At 46.6% G+C, this 12,236-nt stretch carries 5 protein-coding genes; all 5 read left to right on the top strand.

Going from position 1 to position 12,236, the window contains the following annotated elements; genetic code table 11:
* Positions 1–94: 94 nt before the first annotated feature.
* The gene (gene cmoM / locus OCV19_RS10405; protein ID WP_065676977.1) at positions 95–880 is read left to right on the top strand and encodes a tRNA uridine 5-oxyacetic acid(34) methyltransferase CmoM; all 786 of its coding nucleotides are present in this window, start codon (positions 95–97) and stop codon (positions 878–880) included.
* A gap of 125 nt (positions 881–1,005) precedes the next feature.
* Positions 1,006–2,343 carry a chromosome partition protein MukF gene (mukF, locus tag OCV19_RS10400; protein ID WP_017055049.1) on the top strand — a complete coding sequence of 446 codons (1,338 nt, stop codon included), beginning with the start codon at positions 1,006–1,008 and terminating at the stop codon, positions 2,341–2,343.
* Positions 2,324–3,130 carry a chromosome partition protein MukE gene (mukE, locus tag OCV19_RS10395; RefSeq protein WP_019821010.1) on the top strand — a complete coding sequence of 269 codons (807 nt, stop codon included), beginning with the start codon at positions 2,324–2,326 and terminating at the stop codon, positions 3,128–3,130. Before mukF ends, mukE begins: the two co-directional genes overlap by 20 nt.
* Positions 3,127–7,587: a chromosome partition protein MukB gene (gene mukB, locus OCV19_RS10390; RefSeq protein ID WP_065676978.1), complete on the top strand. Its 4,461-nt coding sequence runs from the start codon at positions 3,127–3,129 to the stop codon at positions 7,585–7,587. The genes mukE and mukB overlap by 4 nt, the downstream gene beginning before the upstream one ends.
* Positions 7,588–7,953: 366 nt before the next feature.
* Positions 7,954–12,183, top strand: a complete 4,230-nt coding sequence (fdhF, locus tag OCV19_RS10385) for a formate dehydrogenase subunit alpha (RefSeq protein WP_065676979.1) — start codon at positions 7,954–7,956, stop codon at positions 12,181–12,183.
* The last annotated feature ends 53 nt before the right edge of the window (positions 12,184–12,236 follow it).

The raw sequence follows: 12,236 nt of genomic DNA, 5'->3' as shown, positions 1-12,236 counted from the left end.
ATCACTTAGTAGTAAAAAGAGACATCGCCTCTTTATTCCTGAAATTCCTGTGACAGAATAGCAGGCACGATAGGACATAATAACTCAAGTAGCCGTGACTGAAGACCGTAATTTCGACGATATTGCCCACAAATTTGCAAAAAACATTTACGGCTCTGACAAAGGAGAGATCCGTCAGATCATCGTATGGGAAGATTTAGAACAAGCTTTGAGCAAATTTGAGCAATCAGCTTCGCCGCTGCATGTGCTTGATGCTGGAGGCGGACTTGCGCAGATGTCGCAAAAAATTGCCGCGCTTGGGCATAACGTTTTTCTGTGTGACCTCTCTTCTGAAATGTTGAAGCTCGCAGAAGAAAGTATCAGCGGAGCGGGTTTGTTAGAGCAATATCGATTTATTCATTCACCAGTACAAAAAGTCGCAGAACATCTCGATGAAAAAGTCGATTTTGTGATGTTTCATGCCGTAATGGAATGGTTAGCCGATCCTAAAGAGGCACTTGATTTATTGCTTGAACAAGTTAAACCGGGTGGCGTCGCCTCGATAATGTTTTACAACCACCACGGATTAGTCCTGAAAAATGTGATTTGTGGCAACATTCCTCATGTATTGAATGGGATGCCACATCGAAAACGGTTTAAGCTGCAACCACAAAAAGGCTTGAAGCCGGAAGAGGTTTATCAATGGATAGAAGACGCTGGTCTAGAAATCTGTGGTAAATCAGGCATTCGCTCTTTCAGTGACTACATAGGTAATATGGAGTACATGGGCGATTACCAATTTGAAGATGTATTGGAACTGGAAAAACAGCTATGTCGCCAAGAGCCATATCTGTCACTAGGCCGTTATATTCACGTTTGGGCTCAAAAACCTGCGCAATAACAGCGGTGAATGTGGTAAAAGAAGCCACAACATGCGCTATGCAATCGTAAGAAGCCCGCGTCATAAAGAAATAGGCGTCATATCTAATACATTCGATATGACGAAGAACAGTAACAGGAACCACAATGAGTGAAATGACTCAAACTGCCGAAGAGCAGCCAATTGATGAGTTGGTGGGCTGGGTCAAGCAGCATGATTTTTCATTAAACTTGCCACCAGAGCGCTTAGCATTTTTGATTGCTATCGCAGTACTAAGCAATGAAAGGTTCGATGAAGAGTTGGGCGAGGGTGAACTGCACGATGCATTTACCATCGTCACTCGACTGTTTGAAGATACTGGTGAAGCGTCCGCGTTTCGTGCCAACAATGCCATCAACGAGTTAGTTAAACAGAAGTTGATTAGCCGCTTTACCAGCGAAATCACCGATGGTGCGAGTATTTATCGCTTATCACCATTGGCGATTGGTATTTCAGATTATTATTTACGCCACCGTCAGTTCTCTAAGTTGAAACTGTCTATCCAGCTTTCTATGGTTGCGGACGAGATGGCAAAAGCCATTGAAGCAGCACAAAAAGGCGGAACTCCAGGACATTGGAGAAAGAATGTTTACGGCGTGCTCAAGTATTCTGTTGGTGAAATTTTCGATCAGATTGATCTTAACCAACGTGTTATGGATGAGCAGCAGCAAACGGTTAAGCAACAAATTGCCGACCTTCTTAACAAAGATTGGCGAGAGGCGATTAACAACTGTGAAACCTTGCTTTCAGAAACCTCGTCCACGCTAAAAGAATTGCAAGACACCTTGCAAGCGGCGGGTGATGAACTGCAAACACAGATCCTCGATATTCAAGAAATTGTCTACGGTGACGATGAACTCGAGTTCGTTGGCGAAACCCTGTTCGGCTTGCAGATGAAGCTCGATCGAATCACCAGTTGGGGCCAACAAGCCATCGATTTATGGATCGGCTACGACCGCCATGTTCACAAGTTTATTCGTACCGCGATTGATATGGATAAAAACCGTGCCTTTAGCCAGCGCTTGCGTCAATCAGTCACCGACTACTTTGATGCGCCTTGGTTACTGACCTACGCCGATGCTGAGAAGCTGACGGATCTTCGTGATGAAGCGCTTGTGCTTCGTGATGACGAAGTGATGGGACAAGCACCAATCGACGTAGAGTACGAAGAATTTGAGCAAGTGAATGACCTGCTTTCAGATCGAATTGCAGAGATGTTAAAAGCTCACAAACAGCAAGGCGCGCCAATTGATCTTGGCCTTGTGTTACGCGATTACCTCGCTGCACACCCTCGCACACACCATTTTGATTTAGCCAGAATTGTTGTCGACCAAGCCGTACGCTTAGGTTACTCAGAGTCTGACTATCAGGCTATTCAGCCAGATTGGCAGGCAATTAACGATTTCGGTGCAAAGGTACAAGCAAATGTCATTAACAAGTACTGATGATTACATGCCAGAGAAACTGGTAAAAGCGATAGCGAACCCACTGTTCCCTGCGCTAGATAGCATGCTGCGTTCAGGTAAGCATGTTTCAACAGAAGATCTAGATAACCACGCGTTGCTGTCTGATTTCGAAGTGGAACTTCAGCATTTCTATCAACGCTACAATACGGAATTGGTAAAAGCGCCGGAAGGTTTCTTTTACTTGCGTCCGCGTTCTACGTCTCTGATTGGTCGTAGTGTGTTATCTGAGCTCGACATGTTGGTTGGTAAGGTGTTGTGTTTCTTATACCTAAGCCCAGAACGTCTGGCTCATGAAGGTATCTTCACCAACCAAGAATTGTTTGATGAATTGATGTCGTTAGCGGATGAGAAAAAACTCATGAAGCTAGCAACCAACCGTGCGTCTGGTTCTGACTTAGACAAAGAAAAGCTGTTCGAAAAAGTACGTACTTCTCTGCGTCGTTTACGCCGTATCGGCATGTTGATTGCGATTGGTGAAACGGGCAAGTTCCGTATCAGCGAAGCGGTATTCCGTTTTGGCGCTGACGTTCGTGTTGGCGACGATATGAAAGAAGCGCAATTGCGTCTTATCCGTGACGGTGAAGCTGTGGTTCATACCCAAGAACCTAACCAAGGTAGTTTGTTGAATGAAGAACAAGCGGAAGCCACATCAGAAGTAGATGCAGACGTAGACGAAAACGGTCAACAAGACATTTTTAACGATCAAGCTGACTTTGACCTTGAGTCAAACGCTGGCGAACAAACAAAAGTAGAAGGTGAAGCATGATTGAAAGAGGTAAGTATCAATCATTAACCATGGTCAACTGGAACGGCTTCTTTGCGCGTACTTTTGATATTGATGGATTGGTTACAACGCTTTCTGGCGGTAACGGTGCGGGTAAGTCGACCACAATGGCGGCATTCATCACAGCACTGATCCCTGACCAAAGCCTTCTGCATTTCCGTAACACAACGGAAGCGGGTAGCTCGCAGTCATCTCGTGATAAAGGCCTTTACGGTAAGCTTCAGCCAGGCGCATGTTATGCCGCGCTAGATGTTGTGAACTCTCGTAATCAGCGTCTATTGTTTGCAGTAAAACTGCAGCAAGTTGCGGGTCGTGATAAGAAAGTCGATATCAAACCGTTTGTTATTCAAGGCCTTCCAAGCCATGTGAAACCAACGGATGTGTTGATTCAAAACGTTTCAGACAGCCACGCTCGCGTATGCCAGTTGAACGACGTGAAAGCGGCGGTAGCGCAATACGAAGGCGCACATTTCAAAGCCTTCTCTTCGATTGTTGATTACCACTCGCAGATGTTTGAATACGGTGTGGTACCGAAGAAACTGCGTAACAGCAGCGACCGTTCTAAGTTCTACCGCTTAATTGAAGCATCGCTTTACGGTGGTATCTCTAGTGCGATTACGCGCTCTCTGCGTGATTACCTTCTACCGCAAAATGGTGGTGTGAAGAAAGCGTTCCAAGACATGGAATCAGCACTACGCGAAAACCGTATGACGCTAGAAGCGATCAAAACGACTCAGTCGGATCGTGATTTGTTTAAGCACTTGATCACTGAATCTACGAACTACGTGGCAGCAGATTACATGCGCCATGCTAACGATCGTCGCAACAAGCTTGATCAAACCATGAAGTTCCGTGGTGAGCTGTTTGGTTCTCGTGAAACCTTGCTTGATCAAAACAACTTGTTGAACCGCGTTCAAGAAGAACTAGAGTTACTTGTCGATCAAGAATCAGCACTAGAGCAAGATTACCAAGCGGCTTCGGATCATCTGCAATTAGTTCAAACTGCACTTCGTCAGCAAGAGAAAATTGCCCGCTACAGCGAAGATCTAGAGGAGCTTAACGAGCGTCTAGAAGAGCAAATGATGGTGGTTGAAGAAGCTCAAGAGCGAGTACTTCTTGCTGAAGAGCAGGCAACCATCACTGAAGAAGAAGTGGATAGCCTGAAAACTCAGCTTGCTGACTACCAACAAGCGTTGGATGTTCAGCAGACTCGTGCGCTTCAATACCAGCAAGCGGTTCAAGCATTAGAGAAAACTAAGCAGTTACTTGGTGATGAATCTATTACGGCAGAAAGCGCACTAACTCTGGTTTCTGAGCTAAAAGCACAAGAAGAATCAAGCACGCAGACGCTACTGTCTACTAAGCACAAGCTAGACATGTCTTCTGCAGCTTCTGCGCAGTTCGACAAAGCGCTCGCTCTTGTTAAAAGTATTGTGGGTGACGTTGAGCGTAAAGAAGCGTCTCACAGCGCTAAACAAGCGTTAGAGAAAGGCCGTAACGCAAAACACGTTGTTGAAAATGAACAGCAATGGCGAGCTCAGCATCGCGACATGGCTCGTGATGTAGCGCAGCAGCGTCAAGCAAAAGAGCTTGCGACTGAATACCAAAAGCAACACAACATCTCACTGACTGACGAAGCGGTTTTCGATGAAGAACGTGAACGTCACGCGATGCAGATCGAGTCTCTTGAGTACGCTCAAGAAGAGCTGCGTGAAGCGAAGAGTGAGCAACGTCGTGTACAACAAAACCACGACCAAGAGATTCAAAAGCTTGAGTCCATTGCTCCAGCGTGGATCACGGCAAACGATGCACTTGAAGCACTGAGAGATCAAACAGAAGCTGAGCTAGAAGATAGCCAAGCGGTGATGACTCAAATGCAGCAAGTGCTTGAAGACGAAAAGTCTCAAGCGGTAGCAAAAGATCAGTTGGCAACGCGCCGAGCTGAACTTGAGCAAGAGATTGAGCGTTTAGCTTCTCCTGGTGGCTCTAACGATCCTCGCCTGAAAGGCCTAGCGGATACGCTTGGTGGCGTACTGCTTTCTGAGATCTACGATGACATCACGATTGGTGATGCGCCGTACTTCAGTGCGATGTACGGCCCAGCTCGTCACGCAATTGTGGTTTCGGATCTTGATGGTATCAAAGAGAAGCTGCTGGATCTTGATGATTGTCCAGAAGACCTTTACATCCTAGAAGGCGATGTCGACGCGTTTGATGACAGTTCATTCAATGCCGATGAGCTTGAAGGTGCGGTGTGTGTTCAGCTGAACGATCGCCAAATGCGTTACTCACGTTTCCCTGAGATCCCACTGTTTGGCCGTGCGGCTCGTGAACAACGCCTAGAGAAATTGCGCGAAGAGCGTGACGTTGTTGTTGAGAACCACGCGAAAGCAGCGTTTGACTCTCAAAAGCTGAATCGCCTATATCAAGCATTCAACAGCTTTGTTGCGAAGCACCTGCACGTTGCGTTTAACGCAGACCCAGAGCAAGCACTTGCTGCGATTCGTGATAAGCGTAATCAAATTGTTCGTTCTCTGGCTGAGCTTAACTCTAAAGAGCAGCAGCAACGCAGTCAGCTTCTACAAAGCAAGCAGGCACTAGGTGCGCTAGATAAATTAGCTCCAATGGTTCGTATTTTAGAAGACGAAACATTGGCTGAGCGCTTAGCTGAATTAGAAGCACAACTAGAGCGTTTAAGTGAAGCTAAGTCTTACTTGAATACGCACGGTAAAGCGCTTACTTCTCTAGAGCAAATCGTATCTGCACTAGACGCTGACCCAGAGCAGTTCGAAGCTTTGGAAGCCGAGTATCGTCAAGCCGATAACGCGTTACAAACTCTAAAAGGTAAAGTGTTCGCGCTGTCTGATTTGATTGAGCGTCGTCACTACTTTGCTTACGCGGATTCTGTTGATTTGCTTAACAAGAGCAGTGAACTGAGCGAGCAATTAAAAGCGAAGTTGGTTCAAGCTGAACAAGCAAGAACCAAAGGCCGCGATGGCTTGAAGCAAGCTCGCGAACAGATGAACCAATACAACCAAGTATTGGCGGCACTGAAGAGCTCACATCAAGCGAAGCAAGAGACGGTTCAAGAGTTCAAACAAGAGCTACAAGAGTTTGGCGTAAACGCTGATGAAGGCGCTGAAGAGCGTGCTGTACGTCGTCGTGACGAGCTTCAAGAGCGTCTACACACATCTCGCAGCCGTAAGAGCGAATACGAGCGTACGATTACGTCAACAGAACTTGAGATGAAAGCCCTAGCTAAGCGTCTTAAGAAAGTTCAGAAAGAGTACATAGAACTTCGTACCTTCGTTGTTGCAGCAAAAGCAGGTTGGTGTTCAGTACTTCGCTTAGCTCGTGAAAATGATGTTGAACGTCGTCTGCACAAGCGTGAACTGGCTTACCTAACGGCGGGCGAGCTTCGCTCTATGTCGGATAAATCACTGGGTGCGCTACGTCTGGCTGTGGCTGATAATGACGACCTACGTGATTCGCTGCGTCTATCTGAAGACAACGCGCATCCAGAGCGTAAAGTCCTGTTCTACATTGCGGTTTACCAGCACCTTCGTGAGCGTATTCGCCAAGACATCATTCATACGGATGATCCGGTTGAAGCAATCGAAGAGATGGAAGTTGAGCTTGCTCGTCTAACAGAAGAATTGACGCAGCGTGAAAACCGCTTAGCGATCAGCTCTGAATCGGTAGCAAGCATCATCAAGAAAACGATTCAGCGTGAGCAGAACCGTATTCGTATGCTCAACCAAGGTCTGTCGAACATTTACTTTGGTCAGGTTAAGGGCGTTCGTTTGAACGTTAAGATCCGTGAAAGCCACGAGATCTTGCTATCAGGTCTAGCGACTCAACAAGAGCAGCATAAAGACTTGTTCGAATCAACGCGCTTTACCTTCTCAGAAGCGATGGCGAAGTTGTTCCAACGTGTTAACCCACATATCGATATGGGCCAACGTTCTCCGCAAGTTCTGGGTGAAGAGCTACTTGATTACCGTAACTACCTAGAGCTAAGTGTTGAAGTTAACCGTGGTTCAGACGGCTGGTTACAAGCGGAATCGGGCGCACTGTCTACGGGTGAAGCGATCGGTACCGGTCAGTCTATCCTACTGATGGTTGTTCAAAGCTGGGAAGAAGAGTCTCGTCGACTTCGTAGCAAAGACATCGTTCCATGTCGTTTGTTGTTCCTTGATGAAGCAGCCCGTTTGGATGCGAAATCTATCTCTACCTTGTTCGAACTGTGTGACCGTTTAGGTATGCAACTTCTGATTGCAGCACCAGAGAACATCAGCCCAGAGAAAGGCACAACTTACAAACTGGTTCGTAAGGTCTTTAAAGATCACGAACACGTACATGTTGTTGGCCTGCGCGGTTTTGCTCAAAACAAACCGGCATCTCCAGTTCAAGAGCTTATTGAAGAAGCTGAGCAATAAGCTTGATAGCTGAACAATAGCTTTGATAGCTGAGTTATAACCTTGATAGCTCAGCTATAAGCTCGAAAGCGACTCAATAAATTTATTCAAAGCCCCTAATCAATAGGGGCTTTTTTGTACCTTGAATCTAATTCCTTATTTCTTACTTCTACAGTAGAACCTCTCCCGCTTAATCCTCTCTTCGATACTGATAAGACCACTCATACCTTATGGTTATTATCAATGGAACTTGTTTGAGGTCACACGCACAAAACCACAAATAATGTATGGTAATGACATAGATTTAATAATATTAATAATATTGTATTACTTGAATTTTAATTATTGATAACTCGCGTGTGCGAAAGGTAAAGGTAGGACTTAGGTATGATTCAAATCGTTATTGATGGGAAATATCGAATCGTCGAGCAAGGACAAACCGTTCTTGAAGCGGCAAAAACATGTGGTTTGGAGATCCCATCTTTATGTGGTTTGAATAAAACAGCGGATAAAGTACCGTGCGACCTGTGTGTGGTCGAAGTGGATGGCGTTGGTGTTACTCGCTCTTGTGAGCTTGAAGTGTCTAATGGGCTGAATATTACCACTCAGTCAAAACAGTTAACGAACCATCGACAAGAAGCGTTGAATCGCATTATGACCGATCACTACGCTGACTGTGAGGCGCCATGCCAAACAGCCTGTCCTGCTGGGGTCGACATCCAATCTTACCTGCACCATATTGCTCAAAATGATCACATCAAAGCGATTGAAGTGATCAAAAAGACATTACCAATGCCGCTTTCAATTGGTCGTGTGTGTCCTGCTTTCTGTGAAACCGAATGTCGTCGTAACTTGGTTGATGAATCCATCGCGATTCGCCAACTCAAACGACACGCTGCCGACGCGGATTTAGCGGCTCAAGAGAGCTACATGCCAGCTAAGAAACCGAATAAAGGCAAGAGTATTGCAATTGTCGGTAGTGGCCCCGGTGGGCTTACGGCGGGTTATTACTTATCTAACGAAGGCTATGATGTCAGTGTCTATGAGTCGATGCCGCAAGCGGGTGGTTGGTTGCGTTACGGTATCCCGGAATATCGCTTGCCTAAGTCGATTCTAGATAAAGAAATCGAGTTGATGTGTCGCAACGGAATGGTGGTTGAGTGCGGTAAAAAACTCGGTGTTGATTTTACACTGTCTGATTTAAGTAACGATTTTGATGCAGTTTGTTTAGCGGTTGGCGCATCGCAAGCGGTCGAGATGAATTACCCGGGTAGTGAACTCGGCGGTTGTTATTTGGGTGTCGATTATCTGAAAGATTACGTGACCGATCAGCAGTATGTCACTGGTAAAAAGGTCGCAGTAATTGGTGGCGGTAATACCGCGATTGACTGCGCTCGAACAGCGGTTCGTGATGGAGCGGATACTACGCTGATTTATCGTCGTACTCGAGATGAGATGCCAGCAGAAGATTACGAAATCGAAGAAGCTGAACATGAGGGTGTGAAGTTCCACTTCTTAACCAACCCTGCAGAAAACATAGCCGATGAAAATGGCCATGTATCAGAAATACGATTAGAACGAATGGCTTTGGGTCCTGCTGATGCTTCAGGCCGACGCAGCCCTAAACCAACTGGCGAGTTCTTTGTTGAAGCGTTTGATACGGTTATTGCTGCCGTGTCGCAAAAGCCTGATCTGAGCTTTATGGACAATGAAGCGATTAATATTCCTCTTACTCGTTGGAATACCGCAGATGCTGATCCACAAACCATGCATACCGGAACCGGAAATATTTTCAGTATTGGTGATTTCCGACGCGGCCCTGCAACCGCAGTCGAAGCGGTGGGGGATGGGCGTATTGCTGCACAAGCGATCGATCGCTTCTTCCATGGTGATATGGAAAATATTCCGGCTAAACCGTTTAACTCAAGAAAGCACAAACAACTCAAAGCGGTGGATCCTGAGCAATACCAGTCGATACAGCGCATGGCTCGTAAGATCATGCCGGAACTAACGCCCGAACAGCGTGAACAAAGCTTCGATGAAGTAGAAACAGGGTTTGATAATGCCGATGCAATCGCTGAAGCTGCAAGATGTTTAGAGTGTGGCTGCCAAGCAAATACCGATTGCGACCTACGAGACTACTCGACTGAATACAAAGCAACGCAAACCCATCCAGAATACAAAATCGATGTGGCTTCGAATGAGAGTTGGCAGGCGATTCGCGCAGAAGAAGCGAAAGTCGGTTTAACAAGACAAAAATTTTCGGTTGATGACAGTTCTGAGTTCATTATCTTTGACGCCAACCGCTGTATCAGTTGTGGCCAGTGTATCCAAGCCTGTCGAGAACAGAATGTTCATGGCGTTCTAAGCTTCATGAACCAATCGGATGGCAAACCTGCATCAAGACCCGAATGTCGTCCTAACTTTGGCGCAGACAAGACCTTAATGGGCGACTCAAACTGCGTTCAATGCGGATCGTGTATTCAGGCGTGTCCAACTGGTGCAATGGTTGATGCACGTGATAGAAAGCAGGGAGACACAGACGTACTCAAGAAAGTCGATACCATCTGCACCTATTGCGGTGTGGGCTGTAAGCTAACCATGCATATCGATGAGCAGAAAAACAAAATCCGCTATATCGAAGGCGGAGACTCTCCGGTTAATGAAGGCATGTTGTGTGTTAAGGGACGATTTGGCTTCGATTTTGTGGGCAGCGATGCGCGTTTAACCACACCATTAATTCGTAAAGATGGCTGGTTGCAACCTGTAAGTTGGGATGAGGCAGTTAAGCTCATTGCCGAGAAGTTTACTGCGATTAAGCAAGGCTTTGGCAGTAACGCTTTAGCGGGTTTCTCGTCGGCGAAAACCACCAATGAAGATAACTATGCCTTCCAAAAATTCATACGTCGTGAACTCGGCACCAATAACGTCGATCACTGTGCGCGCCTTTGTCACGCATCGACAGTTACTGGTTTAGAGGCTTCGCTGGGCAGCGGGGCGATGACCAATGATATTCCAAGCATCAAGCACTCAGATGTGATCTTTATTATTGGCTCAGACACCACGTCAGCACACCCAATTATTGGCTCGCATATCAAGCAAGCGGTGAGACATGGTGGAGCGAGATTGATCGTTGCCGATCCAAAACGAATCGATATTGCTGACCATGCTGAGCTTTACTTAGCGCACCGACCGGGTACCGATGTAATGCTGATCAATGGTGTGATGCAGCAGATCATCAAACACGGTTGGTACGACCAAGAGTATATCGAAGATCGTGTGGACGGCTTTGATACCTTGCTCCAAGAGGTCATGTCACCAAGCTATTCACTAGACAAAGTGGAGCTGGTAACTGGCGTTAAAGCGGAAGACATCTTCGCAATGGCACGATTGATTGGTACTGCAGAGCGCACAGCGGTGTACTACTCGATGGGCATTACGCAACATACCACTGGTCACGATAACGTTCGCTCTATCGCTAACCTGCAGCTTTTGTGTGGCAACATCGGAATTGAAGGCGGTGGTATCAACCCATTACGTGGTCAATCCAATGTTCAGGGTGCGTGTGACATGGGCGCATTGCCAAACAACCTTCCGGGTTATCAGAAAGTGTATAACCCAATGGTTCGTCAAAAATTTGCGATGGAGTGGGGTGTTTCTGACTTACCGGCTGAAACAGGCTTAACGCTGACCGAAATTATTGATGGTGCGTGTAATCGAGGTGTTCGTGGCCTGTACGTAATGGGCGAGAACCCAGTGCTGAGTGACCCGAACCAAGCGCATGTGATTGAAGGTCTTGAAGCATTAGATTTCCTCGTGGTTCAAGATATTTTCTTAACCGAAACCGCTCAATATGCCGATGTGGTTCTGCCGTCTTGCTCGTTTGCTGAGAAGTCTGGTCACTTTACTAATACCGAGCGTCGTGTTCAGCGTATTAACCCGGCGGTATTGCCTCCAGGTGAAGCGAAAGAAGATTGGGTGATTATCCAAATGCTAGCCAACGCAATGGGCGGTGGTTGGGACTATAAAACCGTTGCTGATATCACCAATGAGATAGCGCGTGTCACGCCACAGTATGCTGGTTTACGTTGGGAGAACATTACGGTCAACGGCGTGCAATGGCCAAGTAATAAGAACAACCCAGATGGCACTCGTATCATGCACCAGACTCAATTTACGCGTGGGCGTGGTCAAATGGAGGCGATTCCGTTTAGATACGCTGCTGAACTACCGGATGCGAAATACCCGTTAGTATTAACGACAGGCCGTATTCTAGAGCAGTTCCACACAGGAACCATGACACGTAAAACCAAAGGGCTGGATAACTTAGCAGGGCCACGTGCAATGGTGAGTGTTCATGATGCTGAGGCGTTAGGTATCTCAAATGGTCAGATGCTTAAAGTATCAACGCGTCGTGGCGAAATAGAAATCGCGGCGTTTGTCACTAAGCGAATGCAAAAGGGCGTGGTGTTCATTCCATTCCATTTTGTTGAATCACCGGTTAACCGTTTGACTACCACAGCGACCGATCCACACGCGAAGATCCCTGAATTTAAGGTGGCGGCTGTGCGTATTGATCCTATTCTTGAGCCTGAAAGTGAAGTAACAGAGGCTTAGTCATATTAGCTAGGTAAAAGACGGCAGACATTAAAAAGCCGCGTAACTCTCAG

The sequence above is a fragment of the Vibrio celticus genome (assembly GCF_024347335.1).
GTDB classification, from domain to species: domain Bacteria; phylum Pseudomonadota; class Gammaproteobacteria; order Enterobacterales; family Vibrionaceae; genus Vibrio; species Vibrio celticus.
Note: the sequence above shows the minus strand (reverse complement) of the source record. Positions and strands in the feature narration are given on the sequence as shown.

Excerpts from the sequence above, each read along its gene's own strand:
- mukB (WP_065676978.1), top strand. The coding sequence starts at position 3,127 with ATGATTGAAAGAGGTAAGTATCAATCATTAACCATGGTCAACTGGAAC.
- mukE (WP_019821010.1), top strand. The coding sequence starts at position 2,324 with ATGTCATTAACAAGTACTGATGATTACATGCCAGAGAAACTGGTAAAA.
- fdhF (WP_065676979.1), top strand. The coding sequence starts at position 7,954 with ATGATTCAAATCGTTATTGATGGGAAATATCGAATCGTCGAGCAAGGA.
- mukF (WP_017055049.1), top strand. The coding sequence starts at position 1,006 with ATGAGTGAAATGACTCAAACTGCCGAAGAGCAGCCAATTGATGAGTTG.